The sequence below is a fragment of the Methylophaga sp. UBA2496 genome (assembly GCF_002341635.1).
Lineage (GTDB): Bacteria > Pseudomonadota > Gammaproteobacteria > Nitrosococcales > Methylophagaceae > Methylophaga.
Map to the genome: position 1 here is coordinate 266,535 of NZ_DDOK01000004.1, position 15,873 is coordinate 282,407.

At 46.0% G+C, this 15,873-nt stretch carries 16 protein-coding genes; 3 read left to right on the forward strand and 13 right to left on the reverse strand.

Features of this window, described 5'->3' with window-relative positions; all coding sequences use genetic code 11:
* Nucleotides 1-112 precede the first annotated feature (112 nt).
* From B2W60_RS04455 to B2W60_RS04475, 5 genes are all read right to left on the reverse strand, one after another.
* The gene (locus B2W60_RS04455; RefSeq protein ID WP_292362420.1) at nt 113-2,707 is read right to left on the reverse strand and encodes an EAL domain-containing protein; all 2,595 of its coding nucleotides are present in this window, start codon (nt 2,705-2,707) and stop codon (nt 113-115) included.
* A gap of 75 nt (nt 2,708-2,782) precedes the next feature.
* Nucleotides 2,783-3,331, reverse strand: coding sequence for an RNA 2',3'-cyclic phosphodiesterase (gene thpR, locus B2W60_RS04460; protein ID WP_292362419.1), 549 nt, complete (start codon nt 3,329-3,331; stop codon nt 2,783-2,785).
* Between the two features lies 1 nt (nt 3,332).
* Nucleotides 3,333-4,670 (reverse strand): diguanylate cyclase, encoded by a 1,338-nt coding sequence (locus tag B2W60_RS04465; RefSeq protein ID WP_292362418.1) that lies wholly within the window; start codon nt 4,668-4,670, stop codon nt 3,333-3,335.
* Nucleotides 4,671-4,776: 106 nt separating this feature from the next.
* On the reverse strand, nt 4,777-5,547 hold the full coding sequence (gene yaaA, locus B2W60_RS04470) for a peroxide stress protein YaaA (RefSeq protein WP_292362417.1): 771 nt from the start codon (nt 5,545-5,547) through the stop codon (nt 4,777-4,779).
* A 28-nt stretch (nt 5,548-5,575) separates the two neighbouring features.
* Entirely contained in the window at nt 5,576-5,941 is a 366-nt protein-coding gene (locus B2W60_RS04475) for a DUF4389 domain-containing protein (protein ID WP_292362416.1), read from the reverse strand.
* Nucleotides 5,942-6,087: 146 nt separating this feature from the next.
* Between B2W60_RS04475 and B2W60_RS04480 the strand changes: the two genes are divergently transcribed.
* Both B2W60_RS04480 and B2W60_RS04485 read left to right on the forward strand, forming a co-directional pair.
* The gene (locus tag B2W60_RS04480; protein ID WP_292362415.1) at nt 6,088-6,630 is read left to right on the forward strand and encodes a TRAP transporter small permease subunit; all 543 of its coding nucleotides are present in this window, start codon (nt 6,088-6,090) and stop codon (nt 6,628-6,630) included.
* The gene (locus B2W60_RS04485; protein ID WP_292362414.1) at nt 6,630-7,934 is read left to right on the forward strand and encodes a TRAP transporter large permease; all 1,305 of its coding nucleotides are present in this window, start codon (nt 6,630-6,632) and stop codon (nt 7,932-7,934) included. The genes B2W60_RS04480 and B2W60_RS04485 overlap by 1 nt, the downstream gene beginning before the upstream one ends.
* A gap of 1 nt (nt 7,935) precedes the next feature.
* Here the strand turns inward: B2W60_RS04485 and epmA are convergent, their stop codons facing one another.
* Both epmA and efp read right to left on the reverse strand, forming a co-directional pair.
* Nucleotides 7,936-8,901 carry an EF-P lysine aminoacylase EpmA gene (gene epmA, locus B2W60_RS04490; RefSeq protein ID WP_292362413.1) on the reverse strand — a complete coding sequence of 322 codons (966 nt, stop codon included), beginning with the start codon at nt 8,899-8,901 and terminating at the stop codon, nt 7,936-7,938.
* Nucleotides 8,902-8,966: 65 nt separating this feature from the next.
* Nucleotides 8,967-9,539 (reverse strand): elongation factor P, encoded by a 573-nt coding sequence (gene efp / locus B2W60_RS04495; RefSeq protein WP_292362412.1) that lies wholly within the window; start codon nt 9,537-9,539, stop codon nt 8,967-8,969.
* Between the two features lie 53 nt (nt 9,540-9,592).
* On the opposite strand from efp, the gene epmB reads away from it, so the two are divergent.
* Nucleotides 9,593-10,600 carry an EF-P beta-lysylation protein EpmB gene (epmB, locus tag B2W60_RS04500; RefSeq protein WP_292362411.1) on the forward strand — a complete coding sequence of 336 codons (1,008 nt, stop codon included), beginning with the start codon at nt 9,593-9,595 and terminating at the stop codon, nt 10,598-10,600.
* Here epmB and B2W60_RS04505 read toward each other — a convergent pair.
* The 6 genes from B2W60_RS04505 to dat all read right to left on the reverse strand — a co-directional run bounded on the left by B2W60_RS04505 (nt 10,590) and on the right by dat (nt 15,870).
* Nucleotides 10,590-11,765, reverse strand: a complete 1,176-nt coding sequence (locus B2W60_RS04505; RefSeq protein WP_069295554.1) for a citrate synthase — start codon at nt 11,763-11,765, stop codon at nt 10,590-10,592. The genes epmB and B2W60_RS04505 overlap by 11 nt on opposite strands.
* Before the next feature lie 112 nt (nt 11,766-11,877).
* Nucleotides 11,878-13,149 (reverse strand): NAD(P)/FAD-dependent oxidoreductase, encoded by a 1,272-nt coding sequence (locus tag B2W60_RS04510; RefSeq protein ID WP_292362410.1) that lies wholly within the window; start codon nt 13,147-13,149, stop codon nt 11,878-11,880.
* A gap of 30 nt (nt 13,150-13,179) precedes the next feature.
* Entirely contained in the window at nt 13,180-14,139 is a 960-nt protein-coding gene (gene lipA, locus B2W60_RS04515) for a lipoyl synthase (RefSeq protein WP_292362409.1), read from the reverse strand.
* Complete coding sequence (gene lipB / locus B2W60_RS04520; protein ID WP_292362408.1) at nt 14,139-14,750, reverse strand: lipoyl(octanoyl) transferase LipB; 612 nt, start codon at nt 14,748-14,750, stop codon at nt 14,139-14,141. Before lipB ends, lipA begins: the two co-directional genes overlap by 1 nt.
* Nucleotides 14,750-15,025 (reverse strand): HP0495 family protein, encoded by a 276-nt coding sequence (locus tag B2W60_RS04525; RefSeq protein WP_292362407.1) that lies wholly within the window; start codon nt 15,023-15,025, stop codon nt 14,750-14,752. Before B2W60_RS04525 ends, lipB begins: the two co-directional genes overlap by 1 nt.
* Nucleotides 15,025-15,870 (reverse strand): D-amino-acid transaminase, encoded by an 846-nt coding sequence (dat, locus tag B2W60_RS04530; RefSeq protein WP_292362406.1) that lies wholly within the window; start codon nt 15,868-15,870, stop codon nt 15,025-15,027. Before dat ends, B2W60_RS04525 begins: the two co-directional genes overlap by 1 nt.
* Nucleotides 15,871-15,873: the final 3 nt, after the last annotated feature.

The window sequence follows — 15,873 nt, forward strand, 5'->3', positions numbered from 1 at the left end:
TTCATCAGCTCACTACTGATAAAGCCATACAATTTTTTACAACAAACACGTTGATACCAAAACCAGGTGGCATTGAGTTGCGCAAGCTTTAACCAAGTTCAGCGACAAACAATTAATGGGCTTTATGCTTTAAACGAATTTCGCCAATAATCTGCTGCCATTCGCCAACCGGTGCGGGCTTACCGAAGTGATACCCCTGATATACGTGACAACCGGATCTTTCCAACAGGGTCGCCTGTTCAGCCGTTTCCACGCCCTCGGCAATCACGGCTAAATCCAGACTTTGTCCCAACGCAATAATAGTACTGACAATGGCTTCATCGTTAATATCTGTCAGCACATCCCGCACAAATGACTGGTCAATCTTCAATTTGTTTAACGGCAGTAATTTTAAATAACTCAATGACGCGTAACCGGTACCGAAGTCATCCAGGGCAAAGCGTAATCCTCGCTGACGTAACATATTCATTCGCTCGATAGTGAGATCAATATCTTCAATCAATAAACTCTCTGTGACTTCCAGTTCCAGATGGTTGGGGTTCACACCAAATTCGTCGATGCAGCTGTCTATATACTCAACAAACTGCAAATGACGGAACTGTCTGGGGCTGATATTGACCGATAAAGTCAGATTCTCCATGCCTGGTAGCGTTGACCACTCAGCCAGTATTTCACAGGCTTTTCTCAACACCCATGCACCCAATGGGATGATCAGGCCACTCGACTCAGCGACCGGGATAAAGTCAGCAGGTGAAATAAACCCTTCTACGGGATCATGCCAGCGTAATAACGCTTCCATTCCAACATATTGCTGATCACTACTGATTTGCGGTTGCACGTACAATTCTAACTGCTGCAGTGAAATAGCTTCTCGTAATTTGCGTTCCAATTCACTGCGACGGTTCACTTCTTTCTGCATGATCGGGTCAAAAAACCTCAGGCTGTTACGGCCTGATGCTTTGGCCCGGTATAGCGCCATATCAGCCTCTTGCAGTAAACGTTCAACATCGCCTTCTGCATCAGAAAATAAGGCAATACCCACACTGGCAGAGGCAATATACTGTGTCTGATCCAATATAAAGGGCAACACAAAATCCAGCAGGATCTCTTCAGCTAGCTGTTGTGCGGCCGCTTCCACCTCAACTCGATTTGCTCCCATGTTCGGCTTGACGATAACAAACTCGTCCGATCCCAATCTGGCAACTAAATCATTGGGTGCCAACCGTGATTGAAGGCGTTTGGAAACCCCCTGGAGTAATAAATCGCCTGCGTGATGTCCTAACGTGTCATTCAAGGTTTTAAACGCATCAAGATCGATTATCAATAATGCGCCTTCCATTTTCGATTGATGACTTTCTGCCAGTGAATCATCCAGAAATTCCATCAGTAACCGACGATTTGCCAATCCCGTCAACGAATCATATAACGCCAGTTTACGAAGCTGCTTTTGAATCAAAAGATGATCCGTGATGTCTGTCGAGATGCCGCATAAGGCGTAGATAGTGCCGTCTTCACGCCGCAACGGCATTTTGACCGATAAGAAGGTTAGAGGTTTAGCAGAGCCATGAACCTTAATGGTTTCTTCCTCTACAATACGTTCACCTTTTTCGATAACCCTTAGATCATTTTCACGCAAAGTCTGGCAGGTTTCACGGTCAAACAGTATTTCATCGGTTTTACCTAATATATCTTTATCTTCCAGGCCAATCAGTTTGCACAGGTTTTGATTGACATACTGGTAATGCAATTGCAGATCTTTGATATAAACATGGGCATCGACACTATCCAGAATGACACTCAAATTTTGCTGAGTTTGACGCAGCGAAATATTTTTTTCATGAACGCGACGCCGCATTAACAGTGAAAATAGTATTGCGCTGGCAAAACCTGCAATCAGGGCAATAACTAACCACCAGATTTCTTTTGGAATGGTTGTCTTGGTTTCAGAACTATTCCAATCATTCAAAATGGAAAAGTAGGGCGACTCAGTGTCTGCTTGCCATTGTTGCAAATACTTATCAATGGCCTGCAACACTTCGCCATGCTGACCGCGAGTCGTTGCAAAATACAAACGGCTGGGTTGAAAAACAACCGGCGTGGGTTTTAAGTTCAGTTCGGCAGCTTTAAGTTCACTAATAAAGTTATTTGCTGTTACGGCATCGGCAATGCCATTCATTAACGCTGCAAAAGCTGCTTCCTGTGTATCAACCAGAACAAAGGTGACATCAATACTGAAATTTTCTGCCAATTGACGTAAATAATCGTATTGAATCGAACCTCGAAGTAACGCCAGTCGTTTACCATCAAGCTCCAGTAAACTGCTCAGGGTATGCCTGCGATTGACATAAATCTGTGACCAGCTGAGTAATGCTGCAGTGGAATGAAAATCATATAATTCACTGCGTGCCGAACTCGCTGCTACATCCGGTAACAAATCAATTTCACCATTGGCGAGCTGCTGCAGACATTCATTCCAATAACAGGGCACGGCAATCAACTGCCAGTTTTCCTGAGCTGCGATCACTTGCAGAATGTCACCCAGAATGCCCGTTAGCTGTCCTTTTGAATCCGTCAACAGCTTGGGTGGATTTTCATAGACACCGACCCGCAAGGTGGTTTGCTCTGCCAATAATTGTCCGCTGGTTAACAATGCTGATACCAGCATCAATAACGAACTTAAATTGATTGGTTTGGCTTTTGAGATCATGAACAGGCTGGCCAATAGGAGACTGTTATATTTATAACAGATTTACTGTGTTCTCACTGACCAAAATAGAGCCATTCAGGCAGCGGTGATTGGCCAGTGCATGATTGGTTGATATTGCGGCCCTTGTTCTGTTGATACCGACTTCATTAGTACCAGTTGTTCTGCTTTAAAACACACCGGAGCAATCGGCACAGATACTGCTCCGCTGGCTTTACGTGCCAATGTAATATGGGGTTGGTAGGGTCTTTCATCTACTTTTATCTCTGCTTCCCTGGCAATCTGTTCCAGCTTACTGACTAAATCAAACAATACCGCTCTGGGCGTGCGACTGGTCAGACAGAAAATACCCGGCGTTTCCCAGTAGGAAACAAGATCAAACTGCATATCTATTGCCGGACAGCGTATTGAGTCGACATGTTTTAACAATGCATTGATTTGCTGTTGATCCAGTTGTCCGAGAAATAATAAAGTCTGATGTAAGTTATCAGTAGTTTGTAACTTGAGAGAAGGGTCATCTGGCAGACGTTTCATTATATGTTGAATCTGCATGCGGGAGTTTAAGTCTGGAGACAGGGCAAAAAAATATCTTCCCGGCGTTAACTCCCTGTTTTGTTTTAAATTCATATTAATCAGAATCCGCCGTTACAATCTGATTTCGCCCATTATCTTTGGCCCGATATAATGCCTCGTCAGCACGTTTAATCGTATCATTAATCACTTCACCGTGCCTGAATTCACTTACTCCGAAACTGGCTGTAATAAGCTGATCAACATTAAAAACATATTGTTGTATCTGAAGACGCATTTGCTCAGCCAATCGCAAAGCGCCATTTTGTGAGGTTTGTGAACAGAGGATCAAAAATTCTTCACCGCCCCATCGACCTACCAGGTCATTTTCACGCACCATCGACTTCAACAGCAAGGCAAACTCTTTGATAACGTCATCACCCACATCATGGCCATACTCGTCATTAATCGTTTTAAAATAATCCACATCCAACAGGATTAACGAAAAGGCCTGTTGTGATCGATTGGCCGCATCCAGTTCCAGAGTAAACCGCTGATACAATGCATAGCGATTGGCCAGCCCTGTCAGATGGTCATGCTGGGAAATTTGTTCAAGCCTGGTATTTAAATGCAATAAATTCCGGTTATGGTGATGCATCTGCCAATAACGATAAACCAGCACCAGCAGTACCAACAAAATGCCAGCCAGTAACTGCCAGAACAAAGCATTATCTGCGGGTTGCGGATAATCGATTGACAACCAGTTAGCCAGCACTCTCTGACGTTCCATCTCAGTGGTATCAGTAATCACCTTGTTGAAAATATCAAGCAATTGCGGCTCTCTGGTGCTCACCCCCACCGACATTGCATATTGCTGATCCAGCACCCCACTGATTTTCAGGTGGGAAATTCCCCAGCGTAACATCTGGTAATTTATCGTCGGGACGGTATCGATATATCCATAAGCCTGACCCGTTTCGACCTGTTTCAAACCATGCCGTGGCGTATCGACAATGCGGATATTGATATGCGGATAACGATTACGCAGCATTTCAACACCGGCATACCCCTCCACCATGACAAAATCACGCTCGCGAATCTGTTCGAATTTCACCACAAACTCATGGTCCGGCTGTGTGGCAACAGCCAATGGATAAAAAATAAAGGGACGCGTTACGTTGAGCCATTCACGCCGACTGGGAACATCCTGAGCACTGGCAAGAATATCGCACTGACCAGCCTGCACAAATTGCAGTGACTGCTCCCAACTTGATGTGGTAACCAACTCTATTGGTGTCTTTATTTTGTCGGACCATAAGTCATAAAAGTCAGACATGATGCCGGTAAACCGGCCTTTTTCATCGATACCTTCATACGGGAGCCAGTCGGGATCCGTACATAGCGTTATCGATTGTTTTTTGGTGAGATAGTCCTGCTCGTCTGAACTCAGAACCACTTCTGCTCTAACAGGGAGGCACACCAAAAAGCCAATCCAAACCAGCATAAATGCTATGTATCGACATACCGTCCTTGGCTCCATTGCCTTCACTAGCTCACCTTAGTTAATCATGATCCCGGATAAATACCCAATCATTTTTTTGACTCATTTCGTCACTGTATCGATAACCATCCAAGTCAAATTGCTTGAGTTTTTCCGGCGAATTAATTTGTTGATCAATAATGTAACGGCTCATCAGTCCCCGTGCTTTTTTGGCATAAAAACTGATCATTTTATACTGACCATTTTTCCAGTCTTTAAAAACCGGTGTAATAATGGTCGCATTAAGTTTTTTAGCATTCACTGCTTTAAAATATTCATTCGATGCAAGGTTGATTAACACGCCATCACTTAACGCCGGTTCTGCTTGCAACGATTCCTGCAATTTCTCTCCCCAGAAACTGTAGAGATCTCTGCCAGCATCATTCTGAAATGGCGTACCCATCTCCAAACGATAGGGCTGTATCAGATCCAAAGGTCTTAATACACCGTACAGGCCGGACAAGATCCGTAAATGTTGCTGTGCAAACGCCAACCCATTTTCATTCAGGGTTTCAGCGTTCAGGCCGGTATACACATCTCCTTTAAATGCCAGGATCGCTTGTTTGGCGTTCTTCTCGGTAAAAGGCGTTTCCCATTGTTGAAACCGTGCCATATTTAAACCAGCCAGTTTGTCACTGATCTTCATCAGGCCGGCAATTTCCTGAGAAGACAGCTTTTTCAATTGATCTATCAATTGCTGTGATTGTGTCAGAAACCGTGGTTCAGTGTATTTATCGGTATGCGAAGGTGTATCAAAATCGAGCGTCTTCGCTGGTGAGATTACAGTGAGCATAAGAAATTTAAGGTTCCTTCAGTCAGATTTATGGTTTAGGTTTGTTCGGATCATCTCGGTCGCTAATATCTTCATAATCCGCAATATAATCATCGTTATCATACACCGCCTCAACCTCTACCTCATCATATAAAGGATTGAACGGAAAAGGTTTTCTTTCATCATTGTATGTCAGAAATAAAACAATTTGCTGGATAAAGCGGGCCAAATCTTTTGAAAAACCCCGGATTGATTCATTGGCACTACCGCTAAATAATGCAAAGACAAACTGCACAATGACCACTATGGCTAAAACAGTCATGGTCAGATACAGCACAAAACCATAAAGCAACATATACAGTAAGCGGATTAGTTGCTGCTTTTCACCACTATCTTTAAGACCAGTGTTATCCATGTCGTGTCTCCTGATTAATGATAAGTCCATATCACTTTAACACTTCCATTACGCATTGCGGATAGTCAAAACATAAATTTCATAAACTGAGCAATTACTGGAGCAATCAGCTGGTTTGTGGGAAACTTTGGCGTTTATTCCTGTTGATGACCGAAACCACCATGGACCGATTTTTTATCACTTTGGAAACCTCGATAAACCGTTTTACCGAATACACCGGCAAACTCAGTAGCTGGCTGGTATTACTGCTGGTATTGTTAACCTGTTACGACGTGATGATGCGTTATCTGTTTCAACAAGGCTCTGTAGGACTGCAAGAACTGGAATGGCACCTGTTCGCGCTCATATTTCTACTCGGCAGCGCTTATACCTTGAAGCACGACGCCCATGTGCGGGTGGATATTTTATATCGCAGTCAGCGCCTGACGGATAAGCATCGCGCCTGGATAGATACGCTTGGCATTGTATTGTTTCTGATGCCGTTCTGTCTGCTGATTCTGATCAGCAGTTGGCCATTTGCCTACAATTCGTTTCTCTATCAGGAAGGCTCACCAGACCCGGGCGGCCTGCCCTATCGGTTTATTCTCAAATCAGCACTGTTATTGGGCTTTCTGTTGATAATGATTCAGGCGGTGGCTGAGCTAATTCGTAATATCCGCATTATTCGCAGTCATCAGGAGCAAAAGTAATGGAATATATTGCTCTGCTGATGTTTGGACTGTTAATCCTGCTGTTACTGACCGGTTATCCGGTCGCCTTCGTGCTGGGTGCCATTTCGTTGTTATTTGGCAGTATCTATCTGGGTTTTGATTTCTTCCAGCTGTTGCCGTTTCGCATCTGGGGCATCATGACCAACTTCACCTTGCTGGCTGTCCCTCTTTTTGTGTTTATGGGGGTTGTGCTGGAAAAATCCGGTGTCGCGGAAGAATTGCTCGATACCATGGGCCGGGTATTTGGCCGTATTCGTGGAGGCCTGGCTATCTCAGTTGTCATGGTCGGTGCGCTGCTGGCAGCAACAACCGGAGTCGTGGGTGCGTCGGTGGTGACCATGACCGTCATTGCTTTACCTACCATGCTCAAACGCGGTTATGCACCGTCATTAGCCAGTGGCACCATTGCTGCTTCCGGGACATTGGGACAGATTATTCCACCAAGCATTATTCTGATTCTATTAGGCGATGTAATTGGCGTACCGGTAGGTGAATTGTTTATCGGTGCCGTGGTCCCGGGCATGATGTTGATCATGGCCTATATGCTTTATATTGCGTTTGTTGCATGGCGCCACCCGCATCTGGCACCCGCCGTGCGTGATGACAATCCTGAACTTGCTGCACTATGGATCAGTGTTATAAAAAGCTTGCTGCCGCCTTTATTTCTTATCATTGCCGTTTTGGGATCGATTTTTTACGGTATTGCCTCACCTACTGAATCTGCTGCAGTGGGTGCATTAGGGGCGTTGATTCTGGCCGCCCTGCATCGCCGTCTGAGTATCGCTAATCTTAATGATGCGATGCAAAAAACAGCACGCTTGACCAGCATGGTGTTTTTAATATTTATCGGTGCCACGGCGTTTGGTCTGGTCTTTGTCGGCATGGGTGGTGATGGTCTGATTCTGGATATATTTTCCGAACTGCCTGGAGGCAAATGGACGTTTCTGCTCCTCAGCATGTTACTGATTTTTGTTTTAGGATTTTTTCTGGATTTTATCGAAATCTGCTTTATCGTCGTGCCAATTATTGCGCCAGTGGCAATACATATGGGAATTGATCCGTTGTGGTTTGCCCTGCTGATCGCGATTAATCTGCAAACCTCGTTTCTGACGCCACCATTTGGTTTTTCATTGTTTTATCTGAAAGCCAGTGCACCACCGACATTAAAACTAATGGATATTTACCGTGGAATTCGACCGTTTGTGATGATTCAGTTGCTGGTTCTGGGACTATTGATTGCGGTTCCGGGCATTACGTTGTGGTTGCCGGGGATGATGGAATAAATCAGTTATCTGCAAAACTGATGCTTTGTACCTTGGAGATATTATCTTCAGCCAGGTGCAGCATCATTAAACGATCCAGCCCTAAAGCCACACCACTGCATTGGGGCAAACCGGACTGCATCGCTGCCAGCAGATTTTCATCTATGGGCATGACAGGTTTTCCCTGCTGCTGACGTGCGATATTATCGCGTTCAAAGCGTTGCCTTAACTCAGTGGCATCACATAACTCGTCATAACCATTCGCCAGTTCCATACCACCAGCGTACAGTTCAAAACGCATTGCCACTGGCTGACCGGCTGCATTTGGTTGAATTCTGGCAAGCTGTGCCTGTGATGCAGGAAATTCGGTGACCAGCACCGGCGTATTTAAAGCTTTTAACTCTGGTTCAATCACTTCACTCATCAGCATTTCCAGCCAGCCATCATAATCCGTCTGCCAATCGGCAGGTAAAGCTGAAATATGCTTTAAAGCCACGGCTTTGAGTGTATCAACATCAGTTTGATAAATATCCAGCTGCAGATACCTGGCGAATAAATCACTGTAAGCGCAGGTTACTGCTGGAGGCGTTCCGATAACCTGCTGTATAAAGGCATTAACTTCTGCCATTAAATCCGCCAGCGTAAATCCTGGGCGGTACCATTCCAACATAGAAAACTCGGGTGTATGTTGCCGTCCTAGCTCGCCATTGCGAAATACCGTGGCAATCTGATAAATCCCACCACTACCGGCCGCTAGCAAGCGTTTCATCGCAAATTCAGGGGAGGTATGCAGATAAAGCGTTTTCGAACGATTTCCAGCTTCAAACAGCGTATGAAAACTATCGAGATAAGGCGCCGTTGGTGCCGCCGAAGACAGGATCGGTGTACTGACCTCCAACACTTCACGTGTCGAAAAAAAACGGCGGACATTTGCTAAAAGCTCTGCCCGCCGTTTTAATATGCTCTGTAATTGTTGGCCTTGCAGCATGAGTTATGCTCTAGGGCCTGTCATCATTCAAATGGCACATCAACAGCGCAAAAAACAAAATTGTTTTAATCTTTCTTGGCGCGTTCAACGTAAGATGCTGAACGGGTATCAACCCGTAACACTTCACCGATTTCGATAAATAACGGTACACGAACCACAGCGCCAGTTTCTAACGTTGCCGGTTTACCGCCGCCACCAGAGGTGTCACCACGCACACCTGGATCGGTTTCAACCACAGTCAGATTAACAAAGTTAGGTGGTGTGACCAGCAACGGCGTGCCATTCCACAAAGTTACTGTGTAGGTATATTGTTCTTTAAGCCAGTCTTTGCTGTCCGTAATGGCATTGGCATCGGCAGCATATTGTTCAAAGCTGGTCGGATCCATAAAGTGCCAGAATTCACCGTCGGTATAAGAAAATTCCAAATCAATCTCAACGACATCGGCACTTTCAACGGATTCATTGGTTTTGAAAGTACGTTCGTTAACACGACCTGTTTTCAGGTTACGGAATTTTACGCGATTAAACGCCTGGCCTTTACCGGGTTTCACAAATTCATTTTCGATGATGCTGCAAGGATCGCCATCCATCATGAATTTCAGTCCGGCTTTAAACTCATTTGTACTATAACTTGCCATGCTTACCTCTTTTGGGGGACGATCGTCGCCTGTTCACAAAATCAAAGCCCACTATGATACCGCAATCGCAAGCTGACGTAATCTTTGCTGATTGGCAGGATGAATTAAGTCATGCCATTAAAAACCCAACAGTCTTGCTGCAAATGCTGGGGCTGGAGAATCGTCTGCAAGCGATTGATGCCGAGAGCTTAAAAAACTTCCCGCTACGCGTAACGCAAAGTTATATCAATAAAATGCGCTATGGCGATCCTCAGGATCCCCTTTTGCGTCAGGTTTTCCCGCTGATTGATGAAAATATTGAGGTCGAAGGTTTTTCAGCGGATCCGGTGGGAGATCATCTGGCAATCAGCTCACCCGGTATTTTGCATAAATATCAGGGCCGGGCATTATTGCTGACAACCGGAGCCTGTGCCATTCATTGCCGTTACTGTTTTCGCCGGCATTTTCCGTACAGTGAAAGCAATCCATTAGCGAGTCAATGGCAACAATCAATCGCTGCACTGCAAAGTGATAACAGTATTCGTGAAGTTATTTTCAGTGGCGGTGATCCGCTGGCGTTAACCGATGCAAAATTAGCCGCTATGGTAGAAGACTTACAAAAAATCCCCCATATCAAACGGCTGCGAATTCATACCCGATTACCATTAGTGCTGCCTAAGCGAATCAATAAAAGCTTATTGAGCTGGGTCAGTAAATCCTCCTTACGTGTAGTAATGGTCATCCATGCTAATCATGCCAATGAAATTGATGCTGAAACCGCTGATGCACTATCACTGTTACGCGATGCCGGGTGTGAGTTGTTGAACCAGGCGGTGCTGTTACGGGGAGTTAATGATGATGCTGAGAGCTTAATCGCACTAAGTGAAAAATTAAGCGAGGTTCAGGTCTTGCCCTATTACCTGCATTTACTCGATAAAGTGCAAGGTGCCAGTCATTTTGATGTAGACGAAGCTAAAGGCATTGCCTTAACCGCTGAGATGCGCCGTGAATTACCCGGCTACCTTGTGCCGCGGCTGGTACGCGAGCAACAAGGTGAAGCCAGTAAAACCATTATTGCTTAGGCGCTTTTTTCCGTTCAGACATCGGAATATATTCACGCTGTTCATGTCCCACATAAATCTGCGTTGGACGATAAATACGGTTATTGGAAATCTGTTCGCGCCAATGTGCCAGCCAACCGGCTGAACGAGCAACCGCAAACAAGGCAGTGAACTGATCTTCTGGAATGCCCATTTCCGAATACAGAATACCGGAGTAGAAATCTACATTCGGATACACGCCTTTATGGCCCAGACGATCCACACAGACTTCTTCCAGCTTCATTGCGGTAGCAAACATCTTATCCAGTGAACCACCGCGTTCTTCCACCAGCTTGGTCACCAGTTTATGCAGGATAGTGGCGCGGGGATCCTTAACCTTATATTCCCGATGCCCCATGCCCCAGATAACTTCTTTATTGGCCAGTTTCTTATCAACCCAGGCTTCAACATTATCAGGCGAACCAATTTCCTGCAGCATGCCGACGACACGCTGATTAGCTCCACCATGTAACGGGCCAGAAAGTGTACCAATTGCTGCCGAAATAACGCTGTAAGGTGATGCCAATGTGGAACCCGCAACCAGGGCGGCAAAGGTTGACGCATTCAACGTATGTTCAGCATGCAGAATCAGACAGACGTCCATAATGCGCGCCATCAGACTATCCGGTTCTTTACCGGTAAACATATACAACAGATTTTCGGCTACCGATAAGTCATCGCGAGGATTGATTGGATCGTAGCCCTGACGCATGTGTTCCCACATCGCCACCAGAGGCGCCATCTGCGCAATGATATTGACCGTCATATTGCGGACATAATCGATATCTTTACAGCTATCCGCATCGGTCAGACATTCGGTTCCGGGATAAAACATGCCCAAACTGCAAACCGCAGTTTGTAACATATCCATCGGATGACCGGTATGCGGAAAATGCCGCATCATTTCGCGGATATGATATTTGATACGGTAGCTGCTGCGCAGTTGTTTGGAAAAGCGATTCAGTGCAGCTTTGGTAGGTAATTCGCCATCGAGTAACAATAGCGTGGTTTCTTCAAAAGTACTGTTGGTTGCCAGTGTTTCCAGTGGATAACCACGGTAACTAAGGATGCCTTTTTCGCCATCAATAAATGAAATGGCTGACTTCGTGGCAGGCACACCTTCCAGGCCGGGTAAAAAATCGCTCATCTACTACCTCGTGTTTAAATCCAGCTGGTGGAGTTATTGAAAATGCGGCTCATTATACTGCAAAGGGAAAAGACCGAAACCCCGACCAGGCCAGTGCAGAGAAAGCTGAATGTCAGCCTAATGTATCAGCCCAGATATTTTCCGCCCAGCCTTGGGCATAGAGACCTTCCTGTTCACTGGCGGATTCGGAAACCCCGCCGCTGGGATGAGGCAGCATATCCCGGCTATCTTTATCATAACGATAAACAGCGGCAACATGCCCCGCTTGCTGTCCATCAACAAAACTGTAACAGGTATTGCTGAATACGGGTTGCTGTTCGGGTAATTCATCGCGTAACAAAGCAATTACCGCAGCCGCACAGACCTTGGCTTGCTGATTGGCAATATGTGCCGATTTGGGGACTTTAGCTGCCACTGCATCACCGATCACATGCACCCGCTCAACCGCCGTGGATTCATAAGTCAGATAATCAACATCACACCAACGGTTATCAATATTAATCACCCCCGCCATCGCAGCTACTTTCCCGGCTCTCTGAGGGGGGATAACATTTAAAACATCAGCTTTGTAACTTTCGAAAAAACTTTCAACTTCAAGATTAGCGACGTTGACCGATTCAACTGGATTCATCGGTTGATACTCGATAAAGCCATCATAAAGCTGTTGCCAGGCCTCGGTAAATAACGCTTTTTTGGAAACAATATCCGGATTGGCATCCAATATCAGTAATTTGCCAGATGGATTATGATTTTTAAGATATAACGCAATCTGACAGGCCCTTTCATACGGGCCAGGTGGACACCGGAAAGGGGCTGCAGGCACCGTCATGATGACCAGCCCGCCCTGGCGCATCGACTTTAACTGATTAGCCATCAATTCGGTCTGGGCACCCGCTTTCCAGGCATGGGGGACATGTTGTTGAGCTTCTGCCGTAGCCAAAATAGGAAACTGGTCATAAATAAAATCCACTCCCGGCGCAATAATCAACCGGTCATAATCTACACGGCTATCATCCGCCAGCCACAGTTGACGCTTATCCACATCAACAGCGGTTACTTCAGACTGAATAAATCGAATAGCCTTATCTGCCTGTAAGTTCACATATTCATGGGTAAGCTGCTGCAGATTACGATTACCGCTAAGCATCAGATTACTTTGCGGACAGGAAATAAACTGACTGTTTTTTTCTATCAAAGTGATATCAATATCAGGAGCCCACAGTGACAGATATCGGGCAGCAGTCGCACCGGAAAACCCGCCACCTACAATGACAACACGCTGTTTCTGTCCGCGATAACACGCGGTAGATAAGCCTAAAGGCATGGCCATTGCTGCAGATAGATAGGCTGCATTTTTTAACAATTGACGCCGTTTGATAGTCATATCAAAGTCCTCAGCGGCTAATTCACTGACTCAAGATACTTTTTCACCCTGTGCCTGTAAATCAGCGTGATATGAAGAACGCACCATGGGTCCACTGGCCACATGATCAAAGCCCATTGCTTTGCCTGCCACAGCGAGTTCATCAAATTCAGCAGGAGTAACAAACCGTTCAACGGCCAGATGATGGCGGCTGGGCTGCAGATACTGGCCCAGTGTCAGCATACGGCAACCATGGTCCCGTAAATCCTGCATCACCTGTTTGACTTCATCAATCGTTTCACCCAGACCCAGCATCAATCCGGATTTGGTGGGCACTTCAGGATGCATTTGCTGAAAACGTTTGATTAAGTCCAGTGACCATTGGTAGTCCGAACCCGGTCGAACGGCCTTATAAAGCCGTGGAATACTTTCCAGATTATGATTAAAGATATCCGGTGGATTGTCCGCCAGAATCTCCAGTGCCACATCCATACGCCCACGAAAGTCAGGCACCAGCACTTCAATACGGGTTTGCGGCGATTGCTGACGAATTTCACTGATACAGCGACTGAAATGCGCCGCGCCACCATCGCGTAAATCATCGCGATCTACCGAGGTTACCACCACATGTTTGAGCTGCATTGCAGCAATAGTTTTGGCCAGATGATTCGGTTCATTTTCATCCAACGCATCCGGCCGGCCATGTGCCACATCGCAGAAAGGACAACGCCGGGTGCAGATATTACCCATAATCAGAAACGTCGCCGTGCCATGAGCAAAACATTCACCGAGATTCGGACAGGAGGCTTCTTCACAGACGGTATGCAGATCGTGATCACGCAACATTTGTTTGATGCGCTGTACCTCTGGAGCACCTTGAGACTTGGCACGAATCCATTCCGGTTTACGTTTCGGATCACTGGGCTCGATTTTTATCGGAATCCGCGCAACTTTAGAAGCGCCTTTCAGGGCTTTTACATCACGCTTTACTGTTTCAACCGTGTCGTTCATTACTTATCACCCAGTTGCATGTGTGACAGAAAAACAGACACAAATTGTTGTTTTACTGAGGCCATATTTACCTTTACACCTAATGTTTTCATGTCGGTCATTTGCATTCCCGGATAACCGCAGGGATTGATATCGGCAAAAGGTTGCAGATCCATATCAATGTTCAAACTCAGCCCATGATAGCAGGCACCGCGTTTAACTCGTAATCCCAGCGAGGCAATTTTAGCGTCATTGCAATATACCCCCGGAGCATCTTTACGTGCATAAGCATCAATACCATACTGGGCTAATAATGCGATGACTGAGTTTTCCAGACAACTGATCATGTTGCGCACCCCCAGGTTATGGCGGCGTAAATCAATCAATGGATAGACAATTAATTGTCCCGGGCCATGGTAGGTAATCTGTCCGCCACGGTCGGTTTTTACGACTGGAATAGCATTCTTATGCAGCAGATGTGCATCCTGACCATTAAAACCCTGTGTGTAGACAGGAAAATGTTCCAGCAACCAAAGCTCGTCTTCCGTGCGGTTATCTCGTTGCAGCGTGAACTGCTGCATGGCGATCAATGTAGGCAGGTAATCTCGTAGACCGAGATCATGAATTTTCATCAGAGCACGTATTTAACCGCTTCGTGACTACTGAGTTCCTGATAGATGGCGTCCAGTTGTTTTTTACTGGTCGCCTCAATGACCACGGTGATGGAAGTATATTTGCCACCCGAACTTTGTTTACTGGTGACTGCCCCCTCAGCAATATCACCAGCATGCTTGCGCACGATCTCCACCACAATATTATCCAACTGCGGGTGTGTCTCCCCCATTGCCTTTACCGGAAATTCGCAGGGAAACTCCAGTAAAGTATCTTCTCCGCTTGCTTCACTCATCAAGCTACCTCATTTTTATATTGCTGAAACAACGCATCCATTTGCTGCCAGACCGGACCGGGCTTACCGCTACCGACAATCTCACCATCCAATAATGTGACTGGCACAACTTCTTTCGTCGAACTGCTGATCCATATTTCATCAGCATTACGTAAAGCGGATTCGCTGATCGCTCTTTCATGTAAGGGAATATCGGCTTTCGCTGCTAATTCGATGAGCAGATCACGGGTAATACCGGGCAAGACTTTTTCATCTTTCGGTGCCGTGAAAATAACGCCGTCGATCACCGCATAGGCATTACTGGCCGAGCCTTCAGTGAGATAATTGTCACGAATCAGTAATGCTTCCTGCGCCCCCGCATCCTGCGCCAATTGCTTCATCAAACTATTTGCCAGCAAGGTTATCGCTTTGATGTCACAACGCATCCAGCGAATATCTGCTGTAGTAATCGCTTTGATGCCTTCGGTTTTCCAGCTTTCAGCAACCGGATGCAAAGGATTACTCATCATAAACACACTAGGCGCAACACCGATTGGGAAAATATGATCGCGGGGTGCAACGCCACGGGTAACCTGTAAATATAAGGATTGATTACCCGCATTATTCCGGGCGATCAGCTCATTTACAATGTCAGTCCATTGCTTACCGGAGAACGGATTTTCAATGCGAACGCCATCCAGACTGTTCTGCAATCGCTGCAAATGACGATCCAGTAAAAAGGCATTTCCGGCATACACCGGAATCACCTCATAAACACCATCACCTAGTAAGTACCCGCGATCATAAACAGAAACCTGTGCTTTATCGGCGGATAGAAACTCGCCATTAAGATAAACAATTGCCACGTC

Bases quoted from the DNA above. Each gene is read 5' to 3' on its own strand.
- B2W60_RS04525 (WP_292362407.1), bottom strand. From the start codon at position 15,025: ATGAGTGAAGCAAGCGGAGAAGATACTTTACTGGAGTTTCCCTGCGAA.
- efp (WP_292362412.1), bottom strand. From the start codon at position 9,539: ATGGCAAGTTATAGTACAAATGAGTTTAAAGCCGGACTGAAATTCATG.
- B2W60_RS04505 (WP_069295554.1), bottom strand. From the start codon at position 11,765: ATGAGCGATTTTTTACCCGGCCTGGAAGGTGTGCCTGCCACGAAGTCA.
- epmB (WP_292362411.1), top strand. From the start codon at position 9,593: ATGATACCGCAATCGCAAGCTGACGTAATCTTTGCTGATTGGCAGGAT.
- yaaA (WP_292362417.1), bottom strand. From the start codon at position 5,547: ATGCTCACTGTAATCTCACCAGCGAAGACGCTCGATTTTGATACACCT.
- B2W60_RS04455 (WP_292362420.1), bottom strand. From the start codon at position 2,707: ATGATCTCAAAAGCCAAACCAATCAATTTAAGTTCGTTATTGATGCTG.
- B2W60_RS04510 (WP_292362410.1), bottom strand. From the start codon at position 13,149: ATGACTATCAAACGGCGTCAATTGTTAAAAAATGCAGCCTATCTATCT.
- epmA (WP_292362413.1), bottom strand. From the start codon at position 8,901: ATGCTGCAAGGCCAACAATTACAGAGCATATTAAAACGGCGGGCAGAG.
- B2W60_RS04485 (WP_292362414.1), top strand. From the start codon at position 6,630: ATGGAATATATTGCTCTGCTGATGTTTGGACTGTTAATCCTGCTGTTA.
- lipB (WP_292362408.1), bottom strand. From the start codon at position 14,750: ATGAAAATTCATGATCTCGGTCTACGAGATTACCTGCCTACATTGATC.
- lipA (WP_292362409.1), bottom strand. From the start codon at position 14,139: ATGAACGACACGGTTGAAACAGTAAAGCGTGATGTAAAAGCCCTGAAA.
- thpR (WP_292362419.1), bottom strand. From the start codon at position 3,331: ATGAATTTAAAACAAAACAGGGAGTTAACGCCGGGAAGATATTTTTTT.
- B2W60_RS04480 (WP_292362415.1), top strand. From the start codon at position 6,088: ATGACCGAAACCACCATGGACCGATTTTTTATCACTTTGGAAACCTCG.
- B2W60_RS04475 (WP_292362416.1), bottom strand. From the start codon at position 5,941: ATGGATAACACTGGTCTTAAAGATAGTGGTGAAAAGCAGCAACTAATC.